The organism is Halomonas sp. JB37 (genome assembly GCF_002332255.1).
Classification (GTDB): domain Bacteria; phylum Pseudomonadota; class Gammaproteobacteria; order Pseudomonadales; family Halomonadaceae; genus Vreelandella; species Vreelandella casei.
Map to the genome: position 1 here is coordinate 1140008 of NZ_NRGW01000001.1, position 14088 is coordinate 1154095.

At 55.4% G+C, this 14088-nt stretch carries 11 protein-coding genes; 7 read left to right on the top strand and 4 right to left on the bottom strand.

All coding sequences use genetic code 11. The annotated features are described in order from the left end of the window. Nucleotides 1-206: 206 nt before the first annotated feature. Complete coding sequence (locus CIK78_RS05420) at nt 207-1418, top strand: YeeE/YedE family protein (RefSeq protein ID WP_096277968.1); 1212 nt, start codon at nt 207-209, stop codon at nt 1416-1418. A 181-nt stretch (nt 1419-1599) separates the two neighbouring features. Continuing rightward, a complete protein-coding gene (locus tag CIK78_RS05425; protein ID WP_096277970.1) occupies nt 1600-3279 on the top strand; it encodes an NAD-dependent malic enzyme in 1680 nt (559 codons plus the stop codon). Between the two features lie 69 nt (nt 3280-3348). Here the strand turns inward: CIK78_RS05425 and acnA are convergent, their stop codons facing one another. Further along, the gene (gene acnA / locus CIK78_RS05430; protein WP_096277973.1) at nt 3349-6081 is read right to left on the bottom strand and encodes an aconitate hydratase AcnA; all 2733 of its coding nucleotides are present in this window, start codon (nt 6079-6081) and stop codon (nt 3349-3351) included. Nucleotides 6082-6341: 260 nt separating this feature from the next. Here acnA and trxB point away from each other — a divergent pair, with 260 nt between their 5' ends. Then, nucleotides 6342-7295, top strand: a complete 954-nt coding sequence (trxB, locus tag CIK78_RS05435) for a thioredoxin-disulfide reductase (RefSeq protein ID WP_096277975.1) — start codon at nt 6342-6344, stop codon at nt 7293-7295. Between the two features lie 23 nt (nt 7296-7318). On the opposite strand, the gene CIK78_RS05440 is transcribed toward trxB, so the two are convergent. Then, nucleotides 7319-7855 carry a GspH/FimT family pseudopilin gene (locus tag CIK78_RS05440; protein WP_096277977.1) on the bottom strand — a complete coding sequence of 179 codons (537 nt, stop codon included), beginning with the start codon at nt 7853-7855 and terminating at the stop codon, nt 7319-7321. 134 nt (nt 7856-7989) lie between these two features. Here CIK78_RS05440 and thiO point away from each other — a divergent pair, with 134 nt between their 5' ends. Continuing rightward, nucleotides 7990-9093, top strand: a complete 1104-nt coding sequence (gene thiO, locus CIK78_RS05445) for a glycine oxidase ThiO (protein WP_096277979.1) — start codon at nt 7990-7992, stop codon at nt 9091-9093. Here the strand turns inward: thiO and CIK78_RS05450 are convergent. Next, nucleotides 9090-9362: a PP0621 family protein gene (locus CIK78_RS05450; protein WP_096277981.1), complete on the bottom strand. Its 273-nt coding sequence runs from the start codon at nt 9360-9362 to the stop codon at nt 9090-9092. The two genes, thiO and CIK78_RS05450, sit on opposite strands and share 4 nt — an antisense overlap. Nucleotides 9363-9497: 135 nt before the next feature. On the opposite strand from CIK78_RS05450, the gene CIK78_RS05455 reads away from it, so the two are divergent. Beyond that, nucleotides 9498-11132, top strand: coding sequence for an NAD+ synthase (locus tag CIK78_RS05455; protein ID WP_096282278.1), 1635 nt, complete (start codon nt 9498-9500; stop codon nt 11130-11132). Nucleotides 11133-11262: 130 nt separating this feature from the next. Here the strand turns inward: CIK78_RS05455 and CIK78_RS05460 are convergent, their stop codons facing one another. Beyond that, nucleotides 11263-12078, bottom strand: coding sequence for an outer membrane protein assembly factor BamD (locus CIK78_RS05460; RefSeq protein ID WP_096277983.1), 816 nt, complete (start codon nt 12076-12078; stop codon nt 11263-11265). A gap of 207 nt (nt 12079-12285) precedes the next feature. Here CIK78_RS05460 and rluD point away from each other — a divergent pair, with 207 nt between their 5' ends. Next, nucleotides 12286-13245, top strand: a complete 960-nt coding sequence (rluD, locus tag CIK78_RS05465; RefSeq protein WP_096277985.1) for a 23S rRNA pseudouridine(1911/1915/1917) synthase RluD — start codon at nt 12286-12288, stop codon at nt 13243-13245. Beyond that, a complete protein-coding gene (gene pgeF, locus CIK78_RS05470; protein ID WP_096277987.1) occupies nt 13242-14012 on the top strand; it encodes a peptidoglycan editing factor PgeF in 771 nt (256 codons plus the stop codon). The genes rluD and pgeF overlap by 4 nt, the downstream gene beginning before the upstream one ends. Nucleotides 14013-14088 lie beyond the last annotated feature (76 nt).

The following is a 14088-nucleotide window of genomic DNA, read 5'->3' on the forward strand; positions in this document are numbered from 1 at the left end:
TCGACAGTTCTATTACCCCGATCTTACCCAGTAACAGTGTCCACGGTCGCTGGGTAAAGCTAGATATATTCCATAAAGCTATAAGAACTGCTAAATAAAGAATTTCCCGCGCTGTACTACTATCGTTAGGCTTGCAACTATTGTCTATGTCTATCAAAAGCGCCTGTTTTCTAACAGGCGCTTTTGGTGCTGCAAAAGGTGAATGTATGTCTACAACGACTGTTGCTGCGCCTCAGAGCTATCGTGTGCCGCTGATCGCCACGGCGGCGATTGTTTTAGGCGCGTTGCTGGTGGGGATGGTGTTTGAAGCCAATACCGGGCTGCTGATGATTGTCGGCGGCCTGCTGGGGATGGTGCTTTACCATGCGGCGTTTGGCTTTACGTCCGCATGGCGTGTGTTTATTACCGAGCGACGAGGGCGTGGCCTGCGCGCGCAGATGGTGATGCTGGCGATTGCCGTGGTGCTGTTTTTCCCGGCTCTTGGCGCGGGCACGTTGTTTGGTACACCGGTGACTGGGTTTGTCTCGCCGATTGGTATTTCGGTGCTGGTTGGGGCATTTATTTTCGGCGTTGGCATGCAGCTGGGCGGCGGCTGTGCCTCTGGCACGCTGTTTACAGCGGGCGGCGGTAATGCGCGCATGTTGATCACCCTGGTTTTCTTTATTGTTGGTTCGGTGATTGGCTCGGCGCATTTTGCCTGGTGGCAGAGCTTACCCGCCTTTCAGCCAGTGTCGCTGGTTAACGTTGCCGGAGTAAGCGGCGGAATAGCGGTTAGCCTGGTGCTATTTGCGGCTATCGCTGCCTTTACCTGGGTGATGGAGAAACGTCGCCATGGACAGCTTGAGCAGGCGCCTGTCGTGAATAAGTATGGCTATTCGCGTTGGTTAACAGGCCCGTGGCCGCTGGTAGCGGGTGCGGTGGCACTGGCGCTGTTAAATTTTGCCACCCTGGCACTGGCAGGCCGCCCTTGGGGCATTACCTCTGCGTTCGCGCTGTGGGGTGCCAAGGCCTATGGGCTGGTAGGCGGTGATGTCAGCCAGTGGGGATATTGGCAGGCGCCTGGCAATGCAGCGGCCTTGGAAACCAGTGTGTGGAACGACATTACCACGGTAATGAACGTCGGTATTATGCTTGGCGCGCTGGCGGCCTCAAGCTTGGCTGGCCGCTTTGCGCCTAATTTCAAAATTCCGTTGAGGTCCGTATTAGCCGCGATTATCGGCGGCCTTATGCTTGGCTATGGCGCGCGCTTGGCGTATGGCTGCAATATTGGCGCATATTTCAGCGGTATTGCCTCGGGCAGCCTGCACGGCTGGGTGTGGCTGGTGGCGGCATTTGCGGGAAATATGGTGGGCGTAAAGCTGCGTCCGTTCTTTTTTGCAGGTATAGAAGGGCGCCAAGCCGCGGCCAAAAGCTGCTAATCAAGATTTGCTTTAACGTGTCATTGTGTTCGATGCCTCGGCCGTTGGTCGGGGCATTTTTTTACGCTTAACGCGGGTCTCTTCTACCTTTGTATCAGGAGCATGTTACATTAAGCCCAAACGCCGCAAACGCCCGATGTTGCTGCATTGCAGCAGTGATAGACATTAAAAGAGAGTGCTTATGACTACCCAGAGTAAACGCCCCTTATACCTTCCTTACGCCGGTCCTTCTTTGCTCGAAATGCCGCTATTGAACAAAGGCAGTGCGTTTACTCAACAGGAGCGCTTGGCGTTTAACCTGATTGGTTTGCTACCTCAGAAAGTAGAAACCATTGATGATCAGTTAGCGCGCGTCTATCGCCAGTACCAGCAGTGCCATAGTGATCTTGAGAAGCACATTCATCTGCGCGCCATTCAAGACGATAACGAGACGCTCTATTTCCGCCTGGTTTCCCAGCACCTTGAAGAGATGCTGCCGATTATCTATACCCCGACGGTGGGGCAGGCGTGTCAGGAATTCTCTAATATTTATCGTAATCACCGCGGCCTGTTTATTAGCTACCCTGATCGCGAACATATGGATGACATCCTGCGCAGCGCGACCAAGGATAACGTTAAAGTTATCGTCGTCACGGACGGTGAGCGGATTCTAGGCCTGGGCGACCAGGGAATCGGTGGAATGGGCATCCCGATTGGTAAACTGGCGCTGTATACCGCCTGTGGCGGCATCAGCCCCGCCTATACACTGCCGATCATGATTGATGTGGGCACCAACAACAAAGCACTGTTGGATGACCCTATGTACATGGGGTGGCGCCACGAGCGGGTAGGGCAAGAAGAATATGACGCGTTTATGGCAGAGTTTATTGCCGCCGTGAAGCGCCGTTGGCCTAATGTGTTGTTACAGTTTGAAGACTTTGCTCAGGCCAATGCCGTTCCGCTTTTAGAGCGCTATCGCGATGAGCTGTGCTGTTTCAATGATGACGTTCAAGGCACTGCTTCGGTTGTAGTCGGCACCTTAATGGCCGCCTGCCAGGCCCGTGAAGAAACCATTGCTCAGCAGCGAGTGGTGTTTGTGGGCGGTGGTTCAGCGGGTTGCGGTATTGCTGAGCAGGTCGTTGTCGCGATGGAAGCCGAAGGCTTGACCGAAAGCGAAGCGCGGGCGCGTATTTATATTGTTGATCGCGATGGCCTGATGACCAACGACCAAGCCTGGCAGCGGGATTTTCAGCGCCGCTTAGCCCATGACGCTACGTTAGTGGCGCATTGGAATGGTCAAGGTTTGGAAGAGACCATTGCACAAATCAAACCAACCGTATTGATTGGCGTATGCGGCCAACGCGGTATTTTCACCGAGCAGGTTGTACGCACGATGCACGCGGGCTGCGAGCACCCGGTGATCATGCCGCTGTCGAACCCCACTTCGCAGGCTGAAGCCGTGCCGGAAGATGTCATCCGCTGGACTGATGGGCAGGCGCTAGTCGCTACCGGTAGCCCTTTCGCGCCGGTTGTTTATAACGGCCGTACCTATGCCATTGCCCAGTGCAACAATGCCTATATCTTCCCAGGTATTGGGCTGGGCGTTATTGCTGCGAGTGCCACTCGCATCACGGATGAGATGCTGATGAGCGCTTCGCGGGCACTGGCTCGCGAAGCGCCGCTGGTGAAAGATGGCAAGGGTGCGCTGTTACCGCCGCTGTCGCGCATTCGTGAGATCAGTAAGTCGATTGCCTTTGAGGTGGCTGCGCAGGCCCAGCAAAACGGCGTGGCGTTGCAAACCAGTGGAACTACGCTGCGTGAGCTAATTGACAAAGCGTCCTGGTCGCCGGATTACCGTACTTACCGTCGCCGCGCTTTCTAAACGCAGGTTGAAAGCAAAAAAAAAGCCCCCACCGAGGTGGGGGCATGCAAGCATTGGTAGGTTTTACCTTTAGGCTGCGCCGATCATCTTGCGCAGCACGTAGTGAAGGATACCACCGTGGCGGTAGTAAGCCAGCTCGTTTACCGTATCAATTCGGCACTTGGCATCAACGGTGCGTTCTCCGTCGGCAGTTTTGATGACCACCTTCACCGTGCCGCCCGGCGTGAGATCGCTTAAACCCGCAATCGAAATCTCTTCGTCGCCGGTCAATTTTAGCGTTTGACGGCTTTCACCTTCCGCAAACTGCAGCGGTACAACGCCCATGCCGATTAGGTTGGAGCGGTGAATACGCTCGAAGGATTCGGCAATCACGGCGCGCACGCCCAGCAGGCGCGTACCTTTGGCAGCCCAGTCTCGCGAGGAGCCGGTGCCGTACTCTTTACCGGCAATAACGACTAGCGGTTTACCTTCCTCTTTGTACTTCATGGCCGCATCGTAAATAGCCATCTGTTCGCCACTGGGCACATGGCGAGTCTCACCACCGACGACGCCATCAAGCATCTCGTTTTTGATACGCACGTTAGCGAAAGTACCGCGCATCATGACTTCATGGTTGCCACGGCGTGAACCGTAAGAGTTGAAGTCGACCGGCTTGACGCCGTTTTCTTGCAAGTAGCGGCCTGCAGGGCTGTCGGGTTTAATGGCACCGGCAGGGGAAATGTGGTCGGTGGTCACCGAGTCACCCAGCATCGCTAGTACGCGGGCGCTGTGTACGTCTTCGATGGCATCCGGCTCACGGCCCATGCCTTCAAAGAACGGCGGGTGCTGGATGTAGGTGGATTCAGGCCACTGATAGACCTTGCTTTTCGAAACGCTGATCGCTTTCCAGACATCATCGCCCTCAAACACCGCACCGTATTCTTTACGGAACATATCGGTGTTGACCTTCTCGACGGCAGTGGCAATCTCAGCCTGAGTCGGCCAAATGTCTTTGAGATAGACGGGCTCGCCATTGCTATCTTGTCCTAGCGGTTCCTGGGTAAGGTCGCGCTGCACGTTACCGGCCAGTGCATAGGCAACAACCAGAGGGGGCGATGCAAGCCAGTTGGTTTTTACCAGCGGATGAACGCGGCCTTCGAAGTTACGGTTGCCGGAAAGCACCGATGCGACAGCAAGGTCGCCGGTGTTAATCGCCTGCTCAATCTCATCGGCCAGAGGGCCTGAGTTGCCGATACAGGTCGTGCATCCGTAGCCGACCAGGTTAAAGCCTAGGGCGTCCAAGTCCTCATTTAAGCCCGCGGCTGCTAGGTAGTCGGTGACTACTTTAGAACCCGGTGCCAGTGAGGTCTTCACCCATGGCTGGGTGGTTAATCCTTTTTCGCGAGCCTTACGTGCCAGCAACCCCGCCGCCATCATAACGCTGGGGTTTGAAGTGTTCGTGCACGACGTAATGGCTGCAATGACCACCGCGCCAGGGTCAAGGCTGAAGTCGCGATCATTCAGCTTAACGGCTTGGCTGGTGTCATCTTTGAAGCTGCGCTCTACGCCCACGGCGGTTTGGCCACCTTCAGAAGAGAACTTGCCCTTCTCTGTAGCGTTCGCCTTCGTATCTTCCTGCATGAACTTACCAAAGGCCGACGCCATATCTTGTAGCGCCACGCGATCCTGAGGGCGTTTGGGGCCGGCAAGGCTAGCGACTACCTCTGTCATATCTAACTGAAGGGCATCGGTGAATATCGGCTCATCGTTAGGCTCGCGCCATAGGCCCTGGGCTTTGCTGTAAGCTTCGACAAGCGCAACTTGGTCATCTTCGCGTCCGGTTAGGCGCAAATAGTTCAGCGTTTCATCATCGACCGGGAAGAACCCGCAGGTAGCGCCGTATTCAGGCGCCATATTGGCGATAGTGGCACGATCAGCCAGCGGGAGGTCTTTCAAACCGTCGCCGTAGAACTCAACAAACTTACCCACTACGCCTTTTTTGCGCAGCATTTCAGTGACCGTCAGCACCAAGTCGGTGGCGGTAATGCCTTCGCGCATCTTGCCGGTCAATTTAAAACCAATCACTTCGGGAATCAGCATCGACACCGGCTGGCCGAGCATGGCTGCTTCGGCTTCAATGCCGCCCACGCCCCAGCCAAGCACGCCCAGGCCGTTAATCATCGTGGTGTGTGAGTCAGTGCCCACCAGCGTGTCAGGGTAAGCAAAGGACTTGCCGTCCTCTTCTTTGGTCCATACGGTTTTGCCCAAGTACTCCAGGTTCACCTGGTGGCAAATGCCGGTGCCGGGTGGCACAACGCGGAAGTTGTCAAAGGCCTGCTGGCCCCAGCGCAAAAACTCATAGCGCTCGCGGTTGCGCTGCATTTCAATATCGACGTTTTCTTGAAATGCGCCAGCGTTGCCGAAATTATCGACCATCACTGAGTGATCGATGACCAGATCGACAGGGGTCAGCGGATTGATCTTCGCAGGGTCTTCGTTAAGGCTTTCTACGGCGGCGCGCATGGAAGCTAAATCCACTACGCCGGGCACGCCGGTAAAGTCCTGCATTAATACGCGCGCGGGGCGATAACCTATTTCGCGGCTAGATTTGCCTTCGGTCTGCCAGTCGACCAAGGCCTGCATGTCTTCTTCGGCTACGCTCTCGTCATCGGCGAAGCGCAGCTGGTTTTCGAGTAGAATCTTGAGCGTTTTGGGCAGCCGATCAATGTTGCCGAGCACCCCGGCCGCTTGGGGGAGGCTGTAGTAGTGATACGTGGTGCTGCCAACCTCTAAGGTACTTAGCGTATCAGGTATCTTGCTCATGCCATTCTCCTCTTGTTGCTGAGCGTTTAGCTCAACGTGACGGTCACGGTCTTTCTTTATAGTATGGCTTACCATAGTAATAATACATGGGTGTTTGCACAGTTGCTTTCAAGGTTTATTCGCCTAATAGCCTATGGCAAACCTTGCAATAGCTTGTACTTGACGCCATTTCAGGCAGACTCTCTGCCAAATTGTTTGCATAGCTATTGTTTACACGGCTATCGATAAAGCTATCAGTTAAGTCTCTAGAAGGTGGTGTCATGGAAACTCGTCATGAGCGTTTGATTATTCTTGGATCCGGCCCGGCTGGCTACACGGCCGCCGTTTACGCCGCGCGGGCAAACTTGAAGCCGTTATTGATCACCGGTATTCAAGCCGGCGGGCAGCTAACGACGACGACCGACGTGGATAATTGGCCGGGTGACGCTCAGGGTGTTCAGGGCCCAGAATTGATGGAACGCATGCAGCAGCATGCTGAACGCTTCAATACGGAAGTACTGTTCGACCATATCAATGAGGTCAGTTTAGGCGAAAAACCGTTTACGTTGAAAGGCGATAGCGGCCTTTATACCTGTGATGCGCTGATTGTGGCGACCGGTGCCAGCGCGCGTTATCTGGGGCTGCCCACTGAGCAGCAGTTTATGGGCCAGGGCGTTTCTGCCTGCGCTACCTGCGATGGTTTTTTCTATCGTAACCAAGAAGTCATTGTGGTGGGTGGCGGTAACACTGCCGTGGAAGAGGCGCTGTACCTTTCCAATATCGCTTCCAAAGTGACGCTGGTGCATCGCCGCGATACCCTGCGCGCGGAAAAAATCTTGCAAGACAAGCTGTTTGAGAAAGCCGAAGCGGGCAAAATCGCGCTTGAGTGGTTCCAGGAGGTCGAGGAAGTGCTGGGCGATAACTCGGGCGTCACCGGTATTCGCGTTAAATCCACCAAAGATGGTTCAAGCAAAGAAATTCATGCGCCCGGTTTGTTCATTGCGATTGGTCATAGCCCTAATACCGGCATCTTCGCGGACCAGTTAACGATGAATGGCGGCTATATCAAAGTGAATTCTGGGTTGGAAGGTAATGCGACCGCCACCAATATACCGGGCGTATTTGCCTGCGGCGACGTGATGGATCACATTTACCGTCAAGCCATTACCTCTGCGGGCAGTGGTTGCATGGCTGCACTGGATGCCGAGCGTTACCTAGACGGTATTGCCGGGTAATCTTTCCCTGCATGATGAGGCGTCTAGCAATCGATAGGCGCTTCATCAATCCTCAGCCGCCCTAGCTGGCTGAGCACCAGCTTTTGACCCTGAGCGCCTTCGGCGCGATGGCCAGCACAAACGGTAAAGCTGCCGTTGAAGCCGCTGGTATAGCCCATCGGGTCATAGCGAATGCGCGACCAGCCGCGGCTGTAAGTCACCTGTGTGTTCCGTTGAATAGGCATAATGCGCAGGATGTCTTGAGCTTGTATGCCATCGGTGTCACTCCCACGCACAATTATTAGCTCACCGGCCCAGTCGTTATTACAGGCGCTGCGGTCGCCAGCCGTGGGGCACACCGTGATATGGCTGCGTTGGCTAATCGCGGTATTGCGTGCTAAAGAAAACGTGCTCTGTAGCCGATTAACCTCGCTTGCTTGTGCGGATCGTTCGCCCAGTGCTTGAAAGCGCGGCACTCCCCAGACGCTAATAATACCCACCAGCAGCAGTGTGACGAGAAGCTCAAGCAGCGTAAATCCACCTTCAAGTGAGGTGTGTATGTTGATCTGGTCTTCGCTCATCGCCGACTCCCCACTTGACCCTGTTAACGCCCGCGCTATGCTCACTGTCCGTTGCCAGCAGCGAACCTCTTAAGCTCATAGGTCACACTAGGCGTCGCTGAGCATTTTTTATGTAAGCCAAAACGGACATTTTTGTGAGCGATTTCTTAATTATTGGTGGCGGCGTCATCGGCATGATGACGGCGTTGCAATTAGCCGATGCTGGCCAGCAAGTAACGCTGGTTGAGCGCGGCGAGTGCGGGAAAGAGGCTTCATGGGCCGGCGGAGGCATTGTGTCGCCGCTTTATCCATGGCGCTACGACACGGCGGTGTCGCAGCTGTCACGCTGGTCTGAAGGCGTTTACCCCTCTTTAGCACTGCGACTGTTGGAAGAAACCGGTATCGATCCTGAGTATCGCCAAAAAGGGCTGCTGTATCTGAACGTGGACGATGCTGAGGACGCGCTGAACTGGGCGCGCCAGCTGGGCAAGCCCCTCGAAAGGGTGGGAAAAGACTTTGTCGGCCATAAAGAACCCGGCGTTGCGATGGCAGCCGACAGCGCGCTGTGGATGCCGACGCTGGGCAGCGTGCGCAACCCACGCTTAGCTAAAGCGCTGAAAACCCGTCTAGCAGCGATGCCTAATGTCACGCTGCGCGAGCAGTGCGACGTCAGTGGGTTTAGTGATAGCAATGGGCAGGTAGATGGCGTTGTCTCTTCCCATGGGCTATTGAAGGCTGAGCGCATTGTGGTATGCGGCGGCGCCTGGGCAGCTCAGCTGTTAGCGCAGCTAGAGGTGCGGCTACCGGTAAGACCGGTGAAAGGGCAGATGATCGCTTATCAGGCACCCAAAGGCTTGGTGCGGCGCGTAGTATTAAAAGACGGTCGCTATATCATTCCGCGCGCAGACGGCCTGCTGCTAGTGGGCTCGACACTGGAAGAGGCGGGCTTTGATAAGACCACCGACGAGGCGGCGCTCGCCTCATTAAAGCAGAGCGCAGAGGCGATGGTGCCCGCCTTGGCAAGCTGCCCGGTGGCGAATCAGTGGGCCGGGCTACGCCCTGGCTCCCCTGACGGCGTACCCTTTATTGGCGCACTGCCTGAGCGGCCTAACGTGTTCGTCAATGCCGGGCATTATCGCAATGGTTTAGTGTTAGCACCGGCCTCGACCCATTTACTCGTTGACCAGTTGTTAGGCCGCACGCCGCTGGTAGACCCGGCGCCTTATCAGCTTACGCCCGCACGGCTGGCCGCGATTTAAGGTGTGCTGTCTTTATTTTGCTGCTCTTGCAAAAAACGGTCGCGATGGGCGCTAGAACAGAACCACTGCTCTTGGTCACGTAGCGCTTCTTGTTCGGGAACGTGGACTTCGCACCAGCGGCAGCGCACCATTTCGCCACCTTCATGACGGTTGATTTTGTTACTCTGCACCTGATGGTCGAGTTTGCGTTGACGGTAGAGGCCGTAAAGCTTTAAACCGACATAGAATAGAACGGCGAAGATAATCAGCCGAATGATCAAGAGGTTCATCCTTTTGTGTCTCCCGAAGCAGGGATGGAAGTGGTGAGTGTGTCGCGCGGCCTTTGCTAGCTGGCGGCCCTTGCGGGACAATGCCGTATGACGGTGCAACCCTATTCTTAAGATTCTCAAGAGATTTTGATGCCCATGCAAGACTTAACGCTGGTAATGGCCCAACTCGATCCTTTGGTCGGGGATATTCCCGGCAACGCCGCGCGTGCCATTGAAGCCGTGCGCGAAGCGCGAATTGAGCATGGGGCGGATATTGTGGTCTTTCCGGAGCTTTTTTTGTCGGGTTATCCGCCGGAAGATTTACTGCTGCGCCCCTCAATGGAAACACGCCTACGCGAAGCTCGCGCTTTAATGGCGTCGAAAATCTCCCGCGATGTGCTGGTGATTATCGGCTATCCAGGCGTACGCGAAGGGCAGTGTTATAACCTGGCTGGGGTGCTTTACAACGGTCAGTGGGAAGCTGAGTACGCCAAGCAGGCGCTGCCTAACTATCAGGTGTTTGACGAGCAGCGCTATTTCACGCCCGGCACACAGCCGCTGGTCTATGAGCACAAGGGCGCTCGATTAGGCATCTTGATCTGCGAAGACCTGTGGGATGGTGCGCCGGTCAAGGCCACGACTCAGGCGGGTGCTGAAGTGCTGATTACGCTGAATGCCTCGCCTTATCACCAGGACAAGCCCGCCGAGCGGCTGCGCTTATTGGAGCAGCACGCCCAAGACGTTAAGCGCCCGATTGTGTATGTGAATACCATAGGCGGCCAGGACGAGCTGGTCTTTGATGGCGGCTCTTGCTGCGTTAACGCCAGCGGTGAGCTGCAGGTGTTAGCGCCGTATTGGCAGGCTGGCTTGATGCCGATTCAGTTTTTACAAACCAGTGCCATGGTATGGGAGCCTCAGCCCGGCGAGATTGATCCTGAAGCGGCACCGGAAGAAAGCCTTTACTGCGCGCTGGTCACCGGTCTGCGCGATTATGTCAACAAAAGTGGTTTTGAGGGGGTCGTGCTGGGGCTTTCCGGCGGCATTGATTCCGCGCTCTCGCTAGCCATTGCGGTCGATGCTCTGGGCCCTCAGCGGGTGCAGGCGGTGATGATGCCTTATCATTACACGGCAGACATCTCCAAACAGGACGCTGCCGAGCAGGCCAACTTGCTAGGTGTGCACTACGAAGTTCTGCCGATTGAACCCATGGTCGAGGCGTTTATGGGGACGCTGGCGGAGAGCTTTGCAGGTACCGAACGGGACACGACGGAAGAAAATCTGCAGTCGCGCTGTCGTGGTGTGCTGCTCATGGCACTTTCGAATAAGAAAGGCCTGATGGTACTGACCACCGGTAACAAGAGCGAAATGGCGGTGGGCTACGCGACGCTTTACGGCGATATGGTGGGTGGCTATAACGCAATTAAAGACGTGTATAAAACCTGGGTGTATCGTCTGGCTCGCTGGCGCAATACCCAGTCGCCGGCGATTCCGGCGCGTGTGATTGAGCGCCCGCCTAGCGCAGAGCTGGCGCCCGATCAGCAGGACAGCGACTCGTTGCCGGACTACGATGTTCTGGACGCGATCTTGGTCAACTACATCGAAGGCGATATGAGCGCGGAGGCGATCATCGCCGCCGGGTTCGATCATGAAGATGTGTATAAAGTCGTTAAGCTCGTCGATCGCTGTGAGTATAAGCGTCGCCAGGCACCTATTGGTGTTCGCGTCACGCCACGAGGCTTTGGCCGCGACCGCCGCTATCCGATTGTGAATGGATGGCAGCCCGGCGATTAGGCCGGGCGTTTTTAAGCATCGCTGAGTAAGAAAACCAAAAAACCACGCCGAGGCGTGGTTTTTTAGTTTTTGAAAAACGTTTTTGAAAAACGTCATTCAAAGACGTCGTTCACGAAGCCTTTACGGTTCGTTAGTCGCTCTTTTTCACGTGCTTGGGCACGAAACGATTGCCCTGCAGCTGTTCGTGATCGGGCGCGTTCTCACGCAGCACCGCGAGCACTTCACTGGCGCGATCATCCATATCCAGCCCTTGATAGCCTTCTACCATCGTGGCTAGGGCGTCGCGAGTGGCGCTGGACTCAGGATAGTTTTCGATTACCCAGCGGCCACGCTCAACGGCGGCTAAATAAGCCCCGCGGCGTAGGTAGTAATCTGCGACGTGCAGCTCGTGCCGGGCCATCAGTTCACGCAGGTAAACAATACGCTGTTGAGCATCGGGCGCGTATTCACTTTGCGGGTGGCGCTGAATAAGCTCACGGAAATCATTATAGGCATCCCGTGAGGCGCCCAGGTCACGCTTTGAGATATCAATTAAGCGCAGACGTTCTAAGCTGAAACGACCCGCTTGCCACGCGGAAAGACCACGCAGGTAGTAGGCGTAATCTACTTGTGGGTGGTCGGGGTGCAGGCGAATAAAGCGGCTAGCCGCCGCACGCGCTTCTTCCCAGTTGCTGTTTTCGTAGTAGGCATAGACCAACTCAAGCTGTGCCTGCTCGGCATGCGCACCAAACGGATAGCGAGTATCCAGTGCTTCTAAACGTTCTATCGCAATCGGGTAGCGATTACTGTCCAGAGCCGTACGAGCAAGTTCATACAGCTCGCGTTCTTGTACCCCAGCAAATTCATCTGGCTCTTCATCGCTGGTGTCATTATTTGCACAGCCCGCTAGCAGGGCAAGGCTTAGGGCTAGAGCACCAAAGCGGTTGGCAGCTGAAAAAACGCGCATCATCATCCTCGTTGCAAACAAGCCTCAATCACCAAAAAAGCGGCGATGGCCGTGATAGTATAGGTCGCAGTCCACCCACTATAAAACACCTCGGCCTAAAACGCAGGCTTAGCGACGTTTCGCCGGGTGTCGTTGTTGGAAATAGTGCCATGCTTTAGCTAAATTTTTGCGTCAGGCTAGGGTTTTTGCGTTTTAAAGAGGTTTTTCATGTCTCGAATAGTTGAAGACACGCAGCGTGTACCCGCCTCTTTAGCCGGTGCGCGTTTAGACCAAGCGGCGGCTGAGTTGTTCAGCGATTATTCCCGCGAGCGCTTAAAGGCGTGGATTAATAGCGGCGAATTAACCGTAGATGGCGCGCAGCTCAAGCCGAAAGCCAAGCTGCATGGCTATGAAGTGCTGGCGCTGCAGGCGACCATTGAAGAAGATACGCGCTTTGAAGCCCAGAATATCCCCCTGGATATCGTCTATGAAGACGATACCATGATGGTGATTAATAAAGCCGCCGGCATGGTGGTACACCCAGCTGCGGGTAATCCTGATGGCACTCTGCTCAATGCGCTGCTTTATCATCATCCGGCCATTGCTCAAGTGCCCCGCGCAGGCATCGTACACCGACTGGACAAAGACACCACGGGACTGATGATGGTGGCCAAAACGCTACCTGCGCAAACGGCGCTGGTTGATCAGATGCAGGCGCGCAGCGTGTCACGCCAGTACGATGCGGTGGTGATTGGCAAGCCGGTCTCAGGCAGCACCATCGATGCGCCGATTGGCCGTCATCCGAAAGATCGCAAGCGGCAGGCGGTGACGACGGCGGGCAAGCAGGCCATCACGCATTTTCGTGTGGTTGAGCGGTTTCGCGCCCATACGCACGTTCGCTGCAAGTTAGAAACGGGGCGCACTCACCAAATCCGTGTTCACATGGCGCACGCCCGCTACCCCCTAGTGGGAGATCCCATGTATGGCGGTCGCGCCAAGCTGCCGCCTGGGGCCGCTGAGCCTTTGAAGGAAATCCTGCGCGAGTTTCCTCGTCAGGCTTTGCATGCGCGCAAATTAATTTTCAAGCACCCAGCAAGTGGCGAAACCTTAACGTTTCAGGTGGATCTACCCGATGATTTGTTAATGCTGCTGGACTATCTGCGTGAAGATAACGAGACCATGAGATGAGCGATGCCATTGATTTACGGCCCACGCTGCTAATCCCAGACTGGCCCGCGCCGGCAAACGTACGGGCTTTTGTCACCACGCGTGAGGCCGGGCCTAGTCAAGGTGACTTTGCCGCTTTTAATCCTGCCGCTCACGTTGGCGATAATCCTGATCACGTGGCGCTGTGTCGCCGGCTGTTACAAAAAGAGATAGGCGATGAGCGGCCGCTGCTGTGGCTCAATCAAACTCATGGCGCGCGCGTTCAGCAGGGTTATCAACCGGAAGTGCCGGGCGTTGAAGCGCCCGATGCAGACGCGGCGCTCACGACCACCAATGAGTACGCCTGTGTCGTATTGACAGCTGACTGCCTGCCGGTGATGTTTTGTAATCGTGCCGGTACTCAGGTAGCAGTTGCTCACGCAGGATGGCGCGGCTTAGCTGGGGGCGTTTTAGAAGCGACCATTGCGGCCATGAATACTGACCCTGATGATATTTTGGTGTGGCTAGGCCCTGCTATTTCTAATGCCCAGTTTGAAGTGGGCCCTGAAGTGTACGGCGCTTTTGTCGCTGTCCATCCTGATACGGCTGAAGCCTTTGATCACAGCCCTTATCGGCTGGGTCATTACATGGCTGACCTGTACCGGCTGGCGCGTTTTCGGTTAGAGGCATTAGGCATTACCCACATCAGCGGCGGTCATTTCTGTACCGCCTGCGAGTCACGTTTTTACTCCTATCGTCGCGATGGCGGCAAAACAGGTCGCATGGCCAGTGTGATTTGGATCGACTAGCGTTCATTAAAGATTTAATAAGTCAGCGGTTTGTTAATCTACCTCTTGAAAAGCGCAGAAGTGACGCCATTTAACT

Excerpts from the sequence above, each read along its gene's own strand:
- CIK78_RS05440 (WP_096277977.1), bottom strand. The coding sequence starts at position 7,855 with ATGAGCGAAGACCAGATCAACATACACACCTCACTTGAAGGTGGATTT.
- rluD (WP_096277985.1), top strand. The coding sequence starts at position 12,286 with ATGTCTCGAATAGTTGAAGACACGCAGCGTGTACCCGCCTCTTTAGCC.
- CIK78_RS05425 (WP_096277970.1), top strand. The coding sequence starts at position 1,600 with ATGACTACCCAGAGTAAACGCCCCTTATACCTTCCTTACGCCGGTCCT.
- trxB (WP_096277975.1), top strand. The coding sequence starts at position 6,342 with ATGGAAACTCGTCATGAGCGTTTGATTATTCTTGGATCCGGCCCGGCT.
- CIK78_RS05420 (WP_096277968.1), top strand. The coding sequence starts at position 207 with ATGTCTACAACGACTGTTGCTGCGCCTCAGAGCTATCGTGTGCCGCTG.
- pgeF (WP_096277987.1), top strand. The coding sequence starts at position 13,242 with ATGAGCGATGCCATTGATTTACGGCCCACGCTGCTAATCCCAGACTGG.
- CIK78_RS05450 (WP_096277981.1), bottom strand. The coding sequence starts at position 9,362 with ATGAACCTCTTGATCATTCGGCTGATTATCTTCGCCGTTCTATTCTAT.
- CIK78_RS05455 (WP_096282278.1), top strand. The coding sequence starts at position 9,498 with ATGCAAGACTTAACGCTGGTAATGGCCCAACTCGATCCTTTGGTCGGG.
- CIK78_RS05460 (WP_096277983.1), bottom strand. The coding sequence starts at position 12,078 with ATGCGCGTTTTTTCAGCTGCCAACCGCTTTGGTGCTCTAGCCCTAAGC.
- acnA (WP_096277973.1), bottom strand. The coding sequence starts at position 6,081 with ATGAGCAAGATACCTGATACGCTAAGTACCTTAGAGGTTGGCAGCACC.